The sequence below is a fragment of the Arthrobacter sp. 05T45 genome, assembly GCF_056395875.1.
This window is the reverse complement of sequence record NZ_JBFTKI010000010.1, coordinates 82,983-98,347: the sequence shown is the minus strand read 5'-3', so window position 1 is coordinate 98,347 and position 15,365 is coordinate 82,983. Positions and strand designations below refer to the sequence as shown.

Annotated in this window: 17 protein-coding genes and 2 tRNA genes; 11 read left to right on the top strand and 8 right to left on the bottom strand. The window is 67.5% G+C overall.

Annotated features, from left to right (window positions below):
* The first annotated feature begins 16 nt into the window (after positions 1-16).
* From AC1DGD_RS12075 to AC1DGD_RS12050, 6 genes are all read left to right on the top strand, one after another.
* Entirely contained in the window at positions 17-1,507 is a 1,491-nt protein-coding gene (locus AC1DGD_RS12075) for a glyceraldehyde-3-phosphate dehydrogenase (RefSeq protein ID WP_476856933.1), read from the top strand.
* Between the two features lie 88 nt (positions 1,508-1,595).
* A complete protein-coding gene (locus AC1DGD_RS12070; protein WP_018773403.1) occupies positions 1,596-1,805 on the top strand; it encodes a hypothetical protein in 210 nt (69 codons plus the stop codon).
* A 109-nt stretch (positions 1,806-1,914) separates the two neighbouring features.
* Entirely contained in the window at positions 1,915-2,712 is a 798-nt protein-coding gene (locus tag AC1DGD_RS12065; protein ID WP_476856932.1) for an HNH endonuclease family protein, read from the top strand.
* 109 nt (positions 2,713-2,821) lie between these two features.
* A complete protein-coding gene (ppk2, locus tag AC1DGD_RS12060; RefSeq protein WP_476856931.1) occupies positions 2,822-3,694 on the top strand; it encodes a polyphosphate kinase 2 in 873 nt (290 codons plus the stop codon).
* A gap of 30 nt (positions 3,695-3,724) precedes the next feature.
* Positions 3,725-4,183 carry a DUF1579 family protein gene (locus tag AC1DGD_RS12055; RefSeq protein ID WP_230011585.1) on the top strand — a complete coding sequence of 153 codons (459 nt, stop codon included), beginning with the start codon at positions 3,725-3,727 and terminating at the stop codon, positions 4,181-4,183.
* Between the two features lie 9 nt (positions 4,184-4,192).
* Positions 4,193-4,894 (top strand): alpha/beta fold hydrolase, encoded by a 702-nt coding sequence (locus AC1DGD_RS12050; RefSeq protein WP_476856930.1) that lies wholly within the window; start codon positions 4,193-4,195, stop codon positions 4,892-4,894.
* Between the two features lie 162 nt (positions 4,895-5,056).
* Here the strand turns inward: AC1DGD_RS12050 and def are convergent, their stop codons facing one another.
* From def to orn, 4 genes are all read right to left on the bottom strand, one after another.
* On the bottom strand, positions 5,057-5,629 hold the full coding sequence (def, locus tag AC1DGD_RS12045; protein ID WP_476848995.1) for a peptide deformylase: 573 nt from the start codon (positions 5,627-5,629) through the stop codon (positions 5,057-5,059).
* Positions 5,630-5,669: 40 nt separating this feature from the next.
* On the bottom strand, positions 5,670-6,824 hold the full coding sequence (locus AC1DGD_RS12040) for an acyl-CoA dehydrogenase family protein (RefSeq protein WP_476848996.1): 1,155 nt from the start codon (positions 6,822-6,824) through the stop codon (positions 5,670-5,672).
* Positions 6,825-6,917: 93 nt separating this feature from the next.
* A tRNA-His gene (locus AC1DGD_RS12035) sits at positions 6,918-6,990 on the bottom strand.
* A gap of 201 nt (positions 6,991-7,191) precedes the next feature.
* The gene (gene orn / locus AC1DGD_RS12030; protein ID WP_476848997.1) at positions 7,192-7,824 is read right to left on the bottom strand and encodes an oligoribonuclease; all 633 of its coding nucleotides are present in this window, start codon (positions 7,822-7,824) and stop codon (positions 7,192-7,194) included.
* Between the two features lie 168 nt (positions 7,825-7,992).
* Between orn and mptB the strand changes: the two genes are divergently transcribed.
* Positions 7,993-9,618, top strand: coding sequence for a polyprenol phosphomannose-dependent alpha 1,6 mannosyltransferase MptB (gene mptB, locus AC1DGD_RS12025; RefSeq protein WP_476856929.1), 1,626 nt, complete (start codon positions 7,993-7,995; stop codon positions 9,616-9,618).
* A gap of 12 nt (positions 9,619-9,630) precedes the next feature.
* Here mptB and AC1DGD_RS12020 read toward each other — a convergent pair whose 3' ends face one another.
* Positions 9,631-10,314 (bottom strand): DNA alkylation repair protein, encoded by a 684-nt coding sequence (locus AC1DGD_RS12020; protein WP_476856928.1) that lies wholly within the window; start codon positions 10,312-10,314, stop codon positions 9,631-9,633.
* Positions 10,315-10,392: 78 nt separating this feature from the next.
* On the opposite strand from AC1DGD_RS12020, the gene map reads away from it, so the two are divergent.
* Positions 10,393-11,160, top strand: coding sequence for a type I methionyl aminopeptidase (map, locus tag AC1DGD_RS12015; protein ID WP_476856927.1), 768 nt, complete (start codon positions 10,393-10,395; stop codon positions 11,158-11,160).
* Here the strand turns inward: map and AC1DGD_RS12010 are convergent.
* Positions 11,157-11,804, bottom strand: coding sequence for a GNAT family N-acetyltransferase (locus tag AC1DGD_RS12010; protein WP_476856926.1), 648 nt, complete (start codon positions 11,802-11,804; stop codon positions 11,157-11,159). The two genes, map and AC1DGD_RS12010, sit on opposite strands and share 4 nt — an antisense overlap.
* Before the next feature lie 31 nt (positions 11,805-11,835).
* Positions 11,836-12,345, bottom strand: coding sequence for a LapA family protein (locus AC1DGD_RS12005; RefSeq protein ID WP_476849002.1), 510 nt, complete (start codon positions 12,343-12,345; stop codon positions 11,836-11,838).
* A 317-nt stretch (positions 12,346-12,662) separates the two neighbouring features.
* Here AC1DGD_RS12005 and AC1DGD_RS12000 point away from each other — a divergent pair, with 317 nt between their 5' ends.
* Complete coding sequence (locus AC1DGD_RS12000; protein WP_079554707.1) at positions 12,663-13,679, top strand: magnesium and cobalt transport protein CorA; 1,017 nt, start codon at positions 12,663-12,665, stop codon at positions 13,677-13,679.
* A 76-nt stretch (positions 13,680-13,755) separates the two neighbouring features.
* Here the strand turns inward: AC1DGD_RS12000 and AC1DGD_RS11995 are convergent.
* Positions 13,756-13,828: transfer RNA gene (locus AC1DGD_RS11995), tRNA-Arg, on the bottom strand.
* 245 nt (positions 13,829-14,073) lie between these two features.
* Between AC1DGD_RS11995 and AC1DGD_RS11990 the strand changes: the two genes are divergently transcribed.
* Complete coding sequence (locus AC1DGD_RS11990) at positions 14,074-14,646, top strand: single-stranded DNA-binding protein (protein WP_476856925.1); 573 nt, start codon at positions 14,074-14,076, stop codon at positions 14,644-14,646.
* Positions 14,647-14,736: 90 nt separating this feature from the next.
* Positions 14,737-15,294 carry a DUF6993 domain-containing protein gene (locus AC1DGD_RS11985; RefSeq protein ID WP_476856924.1) on the top strand — a complete coding sequence of 186 codons (558 nt, stop codon included), beginning with the start codon at positions 14,737-14,739 and terminating at the stop codon, positions 15,292-15,294.
* Positions 15,295-15,365 lie beyond the last annotated feature (71 nt).

The window sequence follows — 15,365 nt, the reverse complement described above, 5'->3', positions numbered from 1 at the left end:
CTAGGAAGGTAGTTCTGTGAGCCAGACGTCAGATTCTTGTCTTGATACGTGGATGGGCCGTGAGGCACTCGCCGAGGCGATGATCCCCGTGATCGGCCGGCTGTACCGCGAGAACAACGTGGTGACCTCCATCCACGGACGCAGCCTGATCAACAAGTCCACCATGAATATCCTCAAGGCCCATCGCTTCGCCCGCCGGATGAGCAAGGAAGAACTGCGCCTCGAGGAGACCGCCCCGCTGCTGGAGGCCCTGACCAAGCTGGACCTCGGCGCCGCGGCGATCGACATTGCCCGCCTCACCGAGAAATACCGCGCCGAGGGCGACGGCGCCAGCCTGGATGAGTTCCTCCGCGCCGAACTCGCCGAGGTTGTCGGCAAGCGCGGCGGCGACGACCGCACCAGCACCGACGTCGTCCTCTACGGCTTCGGCCGCATCGGCCGGCTCCTGGCCCGGCTCCTGATCGAAAAGGCAGGCGGCGGCCACGGCCTGCGCCTGCGTGCCATCGTGGTCCGCCGCGGTTCAGACAACGACCTCAGCAAGCGCGCGAGCCTGCTGCGCCGCGACTCCGTCCACGGCTCCTTCGAAGGCACCATCAAGGTCGACCTCGAAAACGACACCATCACGGCCAACGGCGTCCAGATCCAGGTCATCTACTCGGACAACCCCTCCACGGTGGACTACACCGCCTACGGCATCCAGGACGCGCTCGTCGTGGACAACACGGGCCGCTGGCGCGACGCCGAGGGCCTGTCCCAGCACCTGTTGAGCAAGGGTGTTGCCCGCGTTCTCCTCACCGCACCGGGCAAGGGCGAGTTGAAGAACATCGTGCACGGCATCAACCACGGCACCATCGACGACTCGGACACGATCGTCTCGGCGGCGTCCTGCACCACGAACGCCATCACCCCTGTGCTCAAGGCGATCAACGACCGCTACGGCGTGGTGCACGGCCACGTGGAGACGGTCCACTCCTTCACGAACGACCAGAACCTGATCGACAACTTCCACAAGGGCGACCGCCGTGGACGCTCTGCCGCGCTGAACATGGTGATCACCGAGACCGGTGCCGCCAAGGCCGTGGCCAAGGCCCTGCCGGAACTGCTCGGCAAGCTCACGGGCAGCTCCATCCGCGTCCCCACCCCGGACGTCTCGCTGGCCATCCTGAACCTGAACCTGGAGAACGGCACCACCAAGGACGAGGTCAACGACTACCTGCGGGAAATGTCGCTGCACTCCGAGCTGCGCAAGCAGATCGATTACATCGATTCGCCCGAGGTTGTCTCCACGGACTTCGTCGGCTCACGCCGGGCAGGCATCGTCGACGGCCTGGCCACCATCTCCAACGAGAAGAACCTCGTCCTGTACGTCTGGTACGACAACGAGTTCGGCTACAGCTGCCAGGTGGTCCGCGTCATGGAGGAAATGGCCGGGGTCAACCCGCCGTCCTTCCCCGCCAAGGACGCTGCGTCCATCCTCGAGGCCGCAGGGCTGCCCGTCGAGGTCTAGTCAGGGCGAATGTCCCTGACCGGGACATGTTCCTCCTTTCCCGGCCGATGCACTGGAATCGGCCGGGAAAGGGAACCACAATGGAGCCATGGAACCGAACCCGGCTGTTGAACACGAGACCACCCTGGAACACGCGCTGGACGTCGCGCGGAGCAACGCGAAAGAAGCGAAGCGGCTGCTGGACGACGCCCTCGTCAAACGCCAGTCCGGTGAAGTCAACGACGACCGGGTGACCCAGCTCCAGGGCCTGCTGGATCTGGCCAACGAAGACCTGAAACGGGTCACACGGGAGCAATAGGCCCCCGCGTTCCGCCACCGGTCCCCAACACTGTGGACAACCGCCCGAGTGGCATGGCGTCCGCATAGGCTCAGGGCGTGCAGCCAGAACGCCGCGAGCGGCCGCCCACATGACCGTCACCTGGATGGATTTCCGCCGCGCCCGCCGCCACTCCCGCCAGGCCTGGATTCTCCTGGCCGCGGCCGGCCTGGCCGTCCTGGGCGGTCTGGTCTGGTTCTTCACGGCTGGCCAGTTTGCCGCCGCGGAGCCGCAAATCGCCGGCCCCCGCGAGGCCCCCGTCATTGCCCGAGGGTGGATGAACGCGGTGGACGCCGTCCGGGCCGTGCCGCAGGGAAGCGCTGCCGGCGTGCTCGACACCCTCGCGGTCAAGGGACGGTCGGCGAAGAACAACTATGACCGGGGCGCCTTCGGCCAGGCGTGGCTCGACGTCGACCGCAACGGCTGCGATACGCGCAACGACATCCTCCGCCGCGACCTGGCGGCCGCCGAATTCGTCAGTGGCTCCCGCTGCCAGGTGGCCGGCGGCACGTTCCAGGAACCGTACACCGGCCGCATGATCGCGTTCCGGCGCGGCGCCGAAACCAGTGCTGCGGTGCAGATCGACCACGTCGTGGCGCTGGGGGACGCGTGGCAAAAGGGCGCCCAGCAGCTCACCTCGCAGCAGCGTGAACACCTGGCCAACGATCCGCTCAACCTGATCGCCGTCGACGGTCCCGCCAACCAGGACAAGAGTGCCTCCGACGCCGCCACCTGGCTGCCGCCAAACAAGGCTTTCCGCTGCCACTACGTCGCCCGCCAAATTTCGGTTAAGGCGGCCTACCGGCTGTGGGTTACTGCGGCAGAGAAGGAGGCGATGAAACGGATCCTGGCCTCTTGCCCAGGGCAACAGACGATCGTGCCGCGCTGACGCGCCCGTCCCGGCTTCCGGGCTGGAGGACCCTTGCAGCCGTTCTGATGCACGGCGAGAATGGGCGCGGCGGGACAAACCGCGCGCCCCAAATGCTGGAACGGAAACCATGGCACATCGCACGGACAAATCAGGCAAGGGGCACGCCGGCCACAAGAAGGGCTCCGCACGGCGGCCGGCCCGGCTCGATGCCGGAATCTACGAGGCCGAACTTCTGCGGCTCCAGGCGGAACTGGTTGCCCTCCAGGAGTGGGTCCGGAGCACCGGGGCGCGGGTCCTCATTATCTTCGAGGGGCGGGATGCAGCCGGCAAGGGGAGTGCGATCAAGCGGGTCACCGAGTACCTGAATCCGCGGTTTGCCCGGATAGTCGCATTGCCGGCGCCGACTGAGCGCGAACGCGGTGAATGGTACTTCCAGCGCTATGTGGCGCATCTGCCGGCCGCCGGGGAAATCGTCCTGATGGACCGCTCCTGGTACAACCGCGCCGGCGTCGAACACGTGATGGGCTTTTGCACCCCGGCGGAGCACAAACGCTTCATGGCCCAGTGCCCGGTTTTTGAACGGCTCCTCATCCAGGACGGCATCCTCTTCTTCAAGTACTGGTTCTCGATCAGCCATGGGGAACAGGAGCGGCGGTTCAAATCCCGGATGGATGATCCCATGCGGCAATGGAAGCTCTCGCCGATGGACCGGGAGGCAATCCTGCGCTGGGAAGACTACTCAAGGGCCAAAGACGACATGTTCGTACAGACAGACACCGCGGAATCTCCCTGGTACGTGGTGGAAGCCGAAGACAAACGCCGGGCAAGGATCAACCTCATCGCCCACCTGCTCTCCAGCATCGACTACACCGACGTACGGACAGAACAGGTGACCTTGCCGGAGCGGCCGAAGGCCGTCAACTACACGCGCCCGCCGCGGGAACTGTTCCGCTACGTCCCGGACTTCGCGGCGAGCCTCGAAAGGCCGGCCAAGGACTGAGCAGGATCGATTGGCTCAGTAGACTGCAGCATGGACATTGTGAAATACGTGACACCGTTCCTTGGCGCCTGGCAGGGACAAAACCGCTTGCGGCTCATGCCCACGGACGACTACAAGGCTTCGGCGGCCACCGCCACGGTGACGGTGACCGCCGCACACTTCGCGAGTGTCGCCTACACCTGGTCAGACGGTGAGAGCCCGCAGGAAGGCCTCCTGATCCTGGCCGGCGGCGCGTCCGGCGCGGATCCCGCCACCGCTGTGTGGCTGGACTCCTGGCACACGGGCAAGGCGCTGATGCAGTTCTCCGGCACTGTGGGCGGCGACGGTGTCCTCCGGCTCAACGGCTCCTATGCGGCGCCGACCGGCCCGGACTGGGGCTGGCAGATCCACCTGCACCCGGCGGACGGCTCGGGCGGACGCATCACCATGCACAACCTGGTCCCGGGCGAGGACCCCTATCAGGTGGTGGAGCTGGTACTCGACCGGTAGGGTACCGGCATGGACATCATCCTCGTACCCGGATTCTGGTTGGACGCCTCGTCGTGGGCGGACGTCACCCCGCCGCTGACCGCGGCCGGGCACAAGGTCCATCCGTTGACCCTGCCGGGCCTGGAGTCGGCGGATGCGCCGCGCGCCGGGATCGGCCTGCGCACCCACATCGACGCCGTCGGGGCGAAGATCGATTCCTTCGACGCGCCGGTGGTCCTGGTGGGCCACTCCGGCGGCGGGGCCATCATCCACGGCGCCGTCGACGCCCGCCCGGACCGGGTGGCCCGGGCTGTCTACGTGGACAGCGGACCGCTGGGGGAGGGTGGGGTCATCAATGACGAACTCCCGGCCGACGGCGACGAGGTGCCGCTGCCGCCGTGGGAGCTCTTCGAGGACCAGGACCTCACCGACCTGACCGACGAGCTGCGCGCCATGTTCCGTGCCCGTGCCATCCCGCAGCCCCGCGGCGTGGCCCAGGACCGGCAGCAGCTCTCGGATGAACGCCGCTTCGAGGTTCCGGTCACCATCATCGCCTGCGAATTCCCGTCCTCGATGCTGACGGAAATGGTTGCCGGCGGCCACCCGTTCGTGGCGGAGCTCGGACGGATCCGCCAGGTCGACTATGTGGACCTGCCTACCGGACACTGGCCGCAGTTCACCAGGCCGGCCGAGCTCGGCGCCGCCATTCTGGCCGCCGTCGACCGCACCTAAAGGAACCGGCTGGCCGGGTCACTGCTGAACTGGGGAAATCCCGCCGAAATTCCCCACCTTTGGGACCCGCCGCCGGCGCGTCCCCCCAAACCGCCGGCGATTTCCTGCGCATCGGCGTCAAACGTGGGGAAATCCGCGTGCAGCAGCGCCCAGCCGCGGCCGTCAGTGGCCGAACGGGTCCGGGTCCACTCCCGGCATCCAGGTCAGGCCGGGAACGCCCCAGCCGCTGCGCTTGGCCTGCTTCATGGCCCGGCGGGCATAGCGGTCAATGAGCCGGTTGACGTAGAGCTTGCCGTCGAGGTGGTCGTACTCGTGCTGGATGACCCGGGCGAACCAGCCGGTCGCCTCGAATTCCACCGGCTTCCCGTCACCGTCGAAGCCCTGGACCCTCGCCCATTCGGCCCGCTTGAGCGGATACTGGCCGCCCGGGAAGGACAGGCAGCCTTCCTCTTCCTCGTCGGGGTCCGGCAGGGCGCCGGAGATCTTGGAAAGTGTCAGGACAGGGTTGACCACGACGCCGGTGGGCGCGGCGCCGTCGTCGTTGTCGTACTTGTACACGAAGAGCCGCTTGCCGACCCCCACCTGGGGGGCCGCCAGCCCGACGCCGTTCGCGGCGTCGTTGGTCTCGAACATGTCGGCGATCAGGCTGCGGAGCTCGTCGTCGAAGACTTCGACTTCCGCGGCCCGGCGGTGCAGCACGGGCTCGCCCCAGATCGTGATGGGCAGGACGGTCATATCAGGAATATTCCTCGGGTGCAGGTGGAGTCGCGGCGTCTCAGCCGGCGATGGTGCGGCCGACGACGTCGCGCATGATTTCGTTGGTGCCGCCGAAGATCGTCAGCAGCCGGGCGGCGAGGTAGGCCTGGGCCACCGGGTATTCCATGATGTAGCCGTACCCGCCGTGCAGCTGCAGGCAGCGGTCCGTGACGGACTTGGCGCGCTCGGACGCCCACAGTTTGGCACGGGCGGCGCCTGCGGCGTCGAGCTCTCCGGCGTTGAACGCCAGGATGGCCTGGTCCACATACGCTTCGGTGACCTCGACCTCCGTGAGGATGTCGGCGAGTTCGAAGCGGCTGTTCTGGAAATCGATGATCCGCTCGCCGAACGCGTTGCGGTCCTTCGTGTAGCGGACAGTCGCCTCGTAGGTGGCGCGCACGACGGCGGAGCTGGCCACGGCGATCGCCAGCCGGCCCTGGGGGAGCTGTTCGGCCGCGTACTGCAGGCCCTTGCCTTCCTCGCCGACGAGGTCCGCGTGCGGGACGCGGACGTTGTCGAAGAACAGTTCGGCCGTGTCGGAAGCCTTGAGGCCCATCTTGTCCAGCTGCTTGCCGGTGTTGTAGCCCTCGCCCTTCTGGACCATGAAAAGCGAGAACGAGTCGCGGTTTCCGCGTCCGGTGCCGCCGTCGGTGCGGGCAAGGACCAGGGAGGCGTCGCCGGAGATGCCGTTGCCGATAAACGTTTTCTGGCCAGTGATCAGCCAGTCGTCGCCGTCGCGGACCGCCTTGGTGCGGATGCCGCGCAGGTCGGAGCCGGCCCCCGGTTCGGTCCAGGCGACCGAGGTGACCTTTTCGCCCGAGACCATGCCCGGGAGCCAGCGGGCCTTGAGGTCATCGGAGCCGTAGGCCAGCAGGTGGGGGAGGACCATGTCATCGTGCAGGTGGAACGCCAGGCCGACCGCGAGGTGGTTGCTCTTGGCGAATTCTTCATCGAGCACTGTCCGGAAGCGGTAGTCGGACATCCCCATGCCGCCGAACTCTTCCGGCACGGCCAGGCCCAGCAGGCCCTGCTCGCCGGCAGCGGACCACAGTTCCCGGGGCATCATGTGGTCCTCGTCCCACTGGGTGTAGTGGGGAGCGACCGCGCGCGCGTTGAACTCGGCGGCCATCTCACGGAACATCTCGTGGTCTTCTTCAAACAGCTTGCGCTTCACTGCGATTCCTTCCCATACAGACAACAAAGGCCGCACCGGATAACCGGTGCGGCCTTTGGAAAAGGTCGGACAATCACTGCCGTCCTTCATGAGGGTGAGCGACGGGGGTTGAACCCGCGACCTCCTGGACCACAACCAGGCGCTCTGCCAACTGAGCTACGCCCACCATGTGCCATATCAGGCCCTCCGGCGAACCGGCTGGCTGGAAAGGCAACGACAAATAGCTTACCTGCTGTTTGGGGGTGGTTTTGCCACTTTTGCGATTTTCGCCGAAATTTCCGCGAAACGTGGCGCAGATTACTTTTCCGCGCCACGTCCCCGGCGACGTTTCACCGGCCCCGCTGCGCGGAGGGTAGGTGTGCGGCCGCTACTCCGCCGGGGTGGGCTCGGCTGGTTCGCCGCCCATGACGCGTTTGGCGATCCGCTGCGCCGTGGCACTGTCCGGGCCCGGCGCGGGGACAAACACGGCCTCGCGGTAATACCGGAGTTCGTCGATGGAGTCCTTGATGTCGCCGAGCGCCCGGTGGCCGCCCAGCTTGGCCGGGGACTGGAAGTAGGCCCGGGCAAACCAGCGGCGGGAGAGTTCCTTGATGGTGCTCACATCGATGACCCGGTAGTGCAGGTGCTCCACCACGTCGGGCATATCGCGGACAAGGAACACGCGGTCGGTGCCCACCGAGTTGCCGCCGAGCGGCGCCTTCCGGGGATCCGGCACCCATTTCTTGATGTAGGCGAGCACCGCTGCCTGCGCTTCGGCCATCGTCTTGCCGTGCGGAAGCTCCGCCAGCAGGCCGGAGCGTGTGTGCATGTCGCGGACAAAGTCGTTCATCTGGGCCAGCGCGGCGTCGTCGGGCTTGATCACGACGTCGACGCCGTCCCCCAGGATGTTGAGCTCCGAATCGGTCACCAGCGCGGCCACCTCGATAAGGGCGTCATTCTTGGTGTCCAGGCCGGTCATTTCGCAGTCGATCCAGACGATGCGTTCGTTAGTAATAGGCACCCGCCCAGCCTACCGTTCCGACGCCACAGAGCCGTCCGGTGCTAGGATTTCGAATACGCGGCCGCCGAATTATTTCGGCACTGATTTCTTCGACGCGGCGCCCCGGGCCGGACACTGCGGCCGGCTGTGGGCGGAATTGTGGCCCACAACAGATTGGACGATCCTGACATGACGGCGCCTGTGCCTGCGGCGGGGGAAACGGCTGCCGGTACGTCCCGCCCGTCCACGTCCCGCCCCTCCGCGTCCGGCCGGACCGCGCTCACCCCGGCTGTGTCCTCCACTGAGGGGGAAGGGGCCGTCGGCGACGTCGACAACCCGCGGTCCCCGATCCTTGCCGGGTTCCTGGGCTCGCTGTTCATGACGATCGGTTCGATCGGCGTCGGCTGGCTTGCCCCCGCGTCCGAACTCCGCCGCGTCCCGCTGTTCATCTTTATGCGCACCGAGGCCCTGGGCGTCGCCCTCTGCATTGTCCTGCTGGCCTTCGGCGGCATGCTGCTGGTCCGCGCCTGGCTGCGGCTCGGCCAGCGCGTCCGGGTCTGGGGGGCCGGCGCCCGCAAGGCCACGCTCCAGGCGACGGCGGCGTGGGGGCTGCCGCTGATGTTCTCTGTGCCGCTGTTCAGCCGCGACGTCTACGCGTATATCGGCCAGGGCCGGCTCATGGTGGAGGGCTTCAACCCCTACGAAAACGGCATTTCGGCGCTGTCCAACTACTTCCAGCTGGGCGCCGACAGAATGTGGACCGAAGCTCCCGTCCCCTACGGGCAACTGTTCCTGTGGATCGAACAGTTCGTGGTCTGGGCCACCAACGTGCACCCTGAAGGCAGCATCATGCTGTTCCGGATCGCGGCCCTGGTGGGCGTGGTCCTCTGCGTGATCTACGTGCCCAAACTGGCCGAACTGCACGGAGTGAACCCGAACCGGGCCCTGTGGCTGACGGCGGCCAACCCGCTGTTCCTCACCAACTTCATCGCCAGCGTCCACAACGATGCCCTCATGATCGGCCTGGCCCTGGCCGGCCTTTATTACTGCGCCACGCGCCGGGTCATCCTCGGAATCGTGCTGGTCACGCTCTCCATCTCGGTCAAGCCCATCACGGTGGTTTTCCTGCCGTTCATCGGCCTGCTCTGGGCGGGCAAGGGCGCCAGCTGGCCGCGCAAGTTCGTCTTCTGGGCCCTCACGGCCGGCATCAGCCTGGCCTTGCTGTATCTCATGAGCCGGGTCAATGGCTTCGGCTTCGGCTGGATCAACGGGTTGTCCGCCCCGGGCAGCATCTGGATCTGGTACGCGCCTGTTGGCCTGGTGGGCCTGATCGTGGCCTCCATCTCCAACGCCTTCGGGCTCGACGGTTGGGGACTGGCCAAGTGGGCGTTCGACGCCGGCAAGCTGCTCGCCGTCGGCATCGTCGCCTGGCAGATCTTCCGCGGCGACTACGACCGCCTGATGCGCCGGCTCACCCTGGCCTTCGCCGCCGTCGTACTGCTGTCCCCGATGATCCAGTCCTGGTACATCGTCTGGCTCATCCCGCTCTTCGCCGTCACGGGCATCCGCGACGACTGGCAGGTCAAGGCGCTCTACTTCATCGTGTCCTTCTTCATGGTGTACGCGATCTCGGACCAGCTCGACGTCTTCCCCTACCTGCAGACCGCGGATCTGGGCCTGGCCCTGGCGCTGGCCCGCAACGCCGCGGCGATCATTGCGTTGCTGTTCGCGCTGTACCTGATCTTCCTTGACCCGAAGACCAAGCTGCTGTTCACCAAGTCGGACGAGCCGGTCACGACGCGGCCGATCATCTAGGGCTGGTTCTGGCTAGGCCGCCAAGTTCCTGAGCGCTTCCTTGCGCGAGAGCGGACTGAGCTGGTCCGCATGCCGCCGCACGAACGCTTTCACCCAGGCCGGATCCGTCCTGGCGTACTGGCGCAGCGCCCACCCGATCGCCTTGCGGATGAAGAACTCCCGGTCCTCGAGATTGGCCTCGATCACAGCGGCCAGGAGCTCCGTGTCCGTGGCGCCCTTCGCCCCCAGCTGTGCGGTGATCGCGGCCCGCCGGACCCAGAAGTCCTCGTCCCGGCTCCAGCGTTCGAGCACCGGCGTCAGTTCTGCCCGGTGGGCCTGCAACAGGGCGCCCAGCCGGTGGGCCACCCCGTCCACCAGGTCCCACCAGGCTCCGGTGCGGATGATTTCCTCATAGAGGGCCAGCATGCTCAGTTCCCCGGCTGCGGGCTTGAGCCCCGTGAGCTCGATCGCGGCGTAGCGTTCCTCACGATGGCCGGCGTTGCGCCACAGCACAAGCACCGCGGACTGCAGTTCCGCCAGGCTGCCCGGCGGGTGGTCCGCGGCCGCGGCCCTGACAATGCTGCGAACCTCGGGAACCCGCACGCCCAGGGATGGCATCTGCGATTTCATGTAGGCCTGTGCCCCCGCGGCGCGGCCAGGATCGGCAGCAGCCTGGAGGCTGCCGCGGATCGCGTCTATGAGTTCCGTGGTGGTCATGAGGCCACTGTAGACACGCCGCGCCGGGCTTTAGAGTTGAAGCCAGCAAGCCGCGGCTCCGCGTCGGAAGGGAAAGCCATGTCCATGATCAAGAGTCCCGAAGAGATCGCACTGATGCGCGAGGCCGGCCGGGTGGTCGCCACCACCCTCGCCCGGGTCCGCGACGCGGCCGCCGTCGGCGTTTCGCTCAAGGAACTGGACGATGTCGCCGCGGCGTCAATCGCCGACGCGGGAGCCACTCCGGCGTTCCTGAACTACCGGCCGCGGTGGGCGTCAGTGCCGTTCCCGGGGGTCATCTGCACGTCCGTCAACGACGCCGTCGTGCACGGCATCCCCAATGAGTACCGGCTCCAGGACGGGGACCTCCTGAGCGTGGATTGCGGCGCGTTCCTGGCCGGGTGGTGCGGCGATGCGGCAGTCAGCTTCATCGTGGGGACCGTGGACCCGGTGGACCAGGCCCTCATCGACGCCACGGACGCCGCCCTGGCCAGGGGGATCGAAGCGGCAAGGATCGGGAACAAGATGGGGGATCTCGCCTACGCGATCGGCGGGGCAGCGCGCCGGGCAGGCTACGGGCTGCTCGCCGACCACGGCGGCCACGGGATCGGCCGGACCATGCACGCCGAGCCGCACGTGCCCAACGACGGACGTCCCGGTCGCGGCATCAAACTGACCGAGGGCCTGGTCATCGCCATCGAGCCAATGCTGATTCTCGGCCGCAAGGACGACTACTACCATGACGACGACGAATGGACCCTCCGCTCAGCGAACGGCCGCCGCGCCGCGCACAGCGAACACACCGTGGCCATCACCGCCGACGGGCCGGTGATCCTGACCCTGCCCTAGCGCCCGCGGTCCCTGCCGGGCCGGGGCACCGTCAGGCGGACGACGGCGCGTCCCGGCACCGCGCCGCTGACCACTTCGCCGCTGACTACTGTGAAGCCTGCCGCCAAAAAGAGTCCCAGCGTTCCGTGGTAGAGGTCTGCCGGGCCGGCCTTGGGCCGTTGCGCGGGGTCGACCGGATAACCCTCCACCACCGTGGCGCCGTGCGCGGCGGCGTGTTCGACGGCGGCGGCAAGCAACGCCCCCGCCACTCCGCTCCGTCGGTGGCCGGGGGAGACGACAAAGCAACTGACGGACCACACATGGTCCACGCCGGGATCCCGGGCGGCGTCAGGGGCCGACGCCAGCACCTTCGAGCGCAGGATCCTTGGGTAGCACCCGCGGGGCTCGACGGCGCACCAGCCCACCGGATTCCCGTCGCGGAAGGCCAGGACCCCGGGCGCCGGCTGGCCGCCGTCGAACTTGTCCCGCAACTGGTTCTTCCGCTCCTCCGGGGTGGACGCGGACCACTGCGGGCCGGTCAAGGCAAAGAACCGGCACCAGCATCGTGAGGGCTCGCCGCGGACGCCAAAGAGACGCTCGACGTCGGGCCAGTCCGCCGCGGCGGTGGTGATGGCTGCCTGGGCCCGGGGTTCTGCGTCGCGCATGGAAAGAGGGTAGCGCCTGGCGGTTTCCGCGTCAGCGCGTGCGCGTGCCCGGGCTGGCCTGGCGGCGGACGCGGTGCGCGGCGAGCCGGAGCTGGATGATGCGGGCGGCTCCGGCGATGGCGACCAGAACGCCGCCGCCGACGGCCGCGATGAACAAGGCGATGCCCAGCGGGACCGAGCCTTCGAGGCCAAAGAACTTCACCTGCACGTATTCCTGATTCTGCAGGATGAAAGCGATCAGCAGGATCAGCACCACGAGCGCGCAGGCAACCGCGGCCCAAACCATTCCCGCACGGGTGACCTGGCGCGTGTCCGGAGCGGGCGCCGGCGCGGGAGCCTGAGCCGTGGGTTCCTCGGGGCGGGAGGTTTCGGCGCGCCCCGCCGTCGTGGCGGCCACATCGGTGCCGGTCGCGGCCACGTCCGTGCTGAGGCCTTGCTCGGCGGACGAGGGCCCGGGCGTGGCGTCAGCGGACCCCGCGTACTGGGAGGTGGAGGCGTCGTCTGGATTGGTGGGGTCGAATCTGCGGGGTGTCTCGGTCATGGCGGCCGTACCTTTCGATTGCGGGCAGGGCGCACAGGCTATCCCTGCCGGCCTGCCAGTCCACTCAATACTAAGCGTGCTGAGGGCTGGCGGGGCTCAGGGCAGACGGTGTGCACGGTTCGGGCGATCTGCCCCAAGCCAGCATCTGTGCTTTGGAGCCCTGGCGGCGGCCGTCGGCGTCGTTCTTCCCGGCAGTCTTTCCGGGGAATGTTCCCGGAAAACCAGCGGCGCCCTCGGGGCAGTGCGGGCTGTTGGCACCGGCCCGGGGACGGTATAACGTCACAGCAAAGCGAATGCCTTGAAGAGGAGGCGCGGCCGTGACGATTATTGACAACGCCGTCTATGTGGACGGTCACCGGACCGCCGACCCGGAAGGGCTCGAGGAGACGTACTTTCTGCTGCGGCAGCGCCAGGGCATGGCCTGGATCGGGCTCTACCGGCCCGAAGCCGAGGAGCTGCGCTCCGTGGCCGAGGAATTTGACCTGAGCCACCTGGCCGTGGAGGACGCGCTCGCCGGCCACCAGCGGGCCAAGCTGGAGCACTATGGCGAGACGTTGTTCCTGGTGCTGCGGCCCGCGCGGTACCTGGACGATGTGGAGAAGGTCGAGTTCGGCGAGATCCATGTGTTTTCCGGCCCGGACTTTGTGGTGACTGTCCGCCGGGCGGAGTCTCCCGACCTGGCCCGGGTGCGCCGGCGGATGGAGTCCGAGCCGGAGTTCCTGGCACTTGGACCGGATGCGGTGTTGTACGCGATCCTGGACCAGGTGGTGGACGAGTACGAGCCGGTGGCGGCAGGGCTGGAAAACGATATCGATGAAATCGAAGACGACCTGTTCGCTGCCGACCCCGGCGTATCGCGCAGGATCTATGAACTCTCCCGCCAGGTCATCACGTTCCAGCGTGCCACGGCCCCGCTGGCCGGAATCCTGCAGAGCCTCATGGGCGGCGGACCGGACGGCGTACCGGACCCCGAACTGCAGGATCATTTCCGCGACGTCCTGGACCACGCCATCAGGCTGGGGGAGCGGGTGTCTGCCTTCCGGGCGTTGCTGCAGAACGCGCTGGCCGTCAACGCGGCCCTGGTTGCCCAGCGGCAGAACGACGAAATGCGGCTCCTGACGGAGTCGAGCTTCGCCCAGAACGAGCAGGTCAAGCGGATCTCGTCGTGGGCTGCCATCCTGTTTGCGCCGACGTTGATCGCGTCGATTTACGGCATGAACTTCCGCGACATGCCCGAGCTCGACTGGATCTTCGGCTATCCGATGGCACTCGCGCTCATGCTCGGCATGGGCGGGATCCTGTTCCTGACGTTCAAACACAACAAGTGGATCTGATGTTCTGGTTGAAATAGGAGTTGGCGTAGGAAGCGGCCCTGACCTTGCGTTGTCGCAGGTCAGAGCCGCTCTCTTGTGCCCCAGGAGGGAATCGAACCCCCGACCGGCGGATTAGAAGGCCGCTGCTCTATCCCCTGAGCTACTGGGGCGCGCTGGCGCCCACCGGCTGCTGCCGGTGACGCCTCAAAAAGTTTACAGTGCCGGACGGCCGGTGGAGGTCAACGCCGTCCGGTTGGCTGGCCCTGCCGGCCCTGACTTCTCCCCAACACGGTCCCTACACCGTCGCCGGCAGCCGGTTATCCACATGGCACAGCCGGGTCCTCCCCGGCCACGGTCCACGGCGGGATGCTGGAACTGCCCGGCAGGGCACGACAATTCGAGACAGGACATGAGAATGAGCGACAACATTACGGTCCGTGGCTTCGTCGCCTCGGAGATCAGAAGCTCGACCACACCCGGTGGCGTGGCCACGGCGTCCTTCCGGTTCGGCGCCACCGAGCGCCGGTACGACCGCGGCTCCAGCACCTGGGTGGATGGCAACACCAACTGGTTCACCGTCCAGGGATACCGGCAGCTGGCCGGCAACATTGGCTGCAGCATCAAGAAGGGCCAGCGGGTCATCGTGGTTGGCAGGCTGAAGATGCGGAGCTGGGAGAAGGACGGCAGGGTCTACCACGTCGCCGAAATTGACGCGGAGTCAGTTGGCCACGACCTCATGTGGGGCTCTGCCAACTTCACCCGCTCAGCCGCAGCCGGAAGCCAGGCGGCCGCCGGCCCCGGTTCCCCAGATGCGCCCGGTAGCGGTGACGGCGACGGCGGCGGACCGCAGAGCCAGCCAGGGGACGACGACGGGGACGGCGACCACGGTGCCGACCACCACGACCACGGGACCTTCATCCATGACGAGAGCGGTGAGGAGGAGGAGGTGGACCAGGAAACCGGAGAACTGAAAGGGGCCGCAGCCTGAATCCGCGGGGACCGGCGGGCAGCGCCGTGGAGGCCGGGACTGGGCACCGGAACGCCGGAACGCGGCACTGCCGCGTGGCAGAATTGCCCGATGCAACACGCCAGGATCGCTGCGGGACGGGCGGACCCCACCCGAACCGCGGGAGGGGACGCCCGTCGCGGCGGCTGGGCCGTTCCGGCCGCCGCAACCTTGGTGCTCCTGCTTTCGGCCTCCGCCTGTGCGACGCCGGCCGGCAGCAGCGGAGCCATGGCCTCTGAAGCCGCGGATTCTCAGGGGACACCTTTCGCAACGTCCCCGGCACCGGCACCGACAGCCACTGCGTCGCCGCTGGCGAAACCCGGCCTGAAACCCGACAGGGAATCCGCCATGAAGTCCACGGTCGAGGCGGTCCTGAACGCCGCCATCCGCGCCGGCGGTCAGCCCGAAACGGCGGGCATCCGCGCGTCGTTGCTTAACGCAGGGATTCCGGCCGACGCTGTGGAAGTCACAGCCGGGCGGACGCCCACCGGCCTGGCTGTCGACGCCGTCGAGGCCGGAGTGCGCGACGGCAGCGACTGCATCGTGGCCCAGATCCGCACCGGCACCGTCACCGTCGCTGTGCTGCCGGGTCTGGCCTCCGGCGGCTGCCTCGTGGGCGTCCGGGACTGAGCCGAACCCCCGGACGCCGTTAAGTGGCCGATCCGGGCTCACGGAATGTGAGTTATCCCGCCCGAACCACT

Coding starts and splice junctions, on each gene's coding strand:
- AC1DGD_RS12070 (WP_018773403.1), top strand. CDS start 1,596: ATGGAACCGAACCCGGCTGTTGAACACGAGACCACCCTGGAACACGCG.
- AC1DGD_RS12065 (WP_476856932.1), top strand. CDS start 1,915: ATGACCGTCACCTGGATGGATTTCCGCCGCGCCCGCCGCCACTCCCGC.
- ppk2 (WP_476856931.1), top strand. CDS start 2,822: ATGGCACATCGCACGGACAAATCAGGCAAGGGGCACGCCGGCCACAAG.
- AC1DGD_RS12055 (WP_230011585.1), top strand. CDS start 3,725: ATGGACATTGTGAAATACGTGACACCGTTCCTTGGCGCCTGGCAGGGA.
- AC1DGD_RS12050 (WP_476856930.1), top strand. CDS start 4,193: ATGGACATCATCCTCGTACCCGGATTCTGGTTGGACGCCTCGTCGTGG.
- def (WP_476848995.1), bottom strand. CDS start 5,629: ATGACCGTCCTGCCCATCACGATCTGGGGCGAGCCCGTGCTGCACCGC.
- mptB (WP_476856929.1), top strand. CDS start 7,993: ATGACGGCGCCTGTGCCTGCGGCGGGGGAAACGGCTGCCGGTACGTCC.
- AC1DGD_RS12020 (WP_476856928.1), bottom strand. CDS start 10,314: ATGACCACCACGGAACTCATAGACGCGATCCGCGGCAGCCTCCAGGCT.
- map (WP_476856927.1), top strand. CDS start 10,393: ATGTCCATGATCAAGAGTCCCGAAGAGATCGCACTGATGCGCGAGGCC.
- AC1DGD_RS12010 (WP_476856926.1), bottom strand. CDS start 11,804: ATGCGCGACGCAGAACCCCGGGCCCAGGCAGCCATCACCACCGCCGCG.
- AC1DGD_RS12005 (WP_476849002.1), bottom strand. CDS start 12,345: ATGACCGAGACACCCCGCAGATTCGACCCCACCAATCCAGACGACGCC.
- AC1DGD_RS11990 (WP_476856925.1), top strand. CDS start 14,074: ATGAGCGACAACATTACGGTCCGTGGCTTCGTCGCCTCGGAGATCAGA.
- AC1DGD_RS11985 (WP_476856924.1), top strand. CDS start 14,737: ATGCAACACGCCAGGATCGCTGCGGGACGGGCGGACCCCACCCGAACC.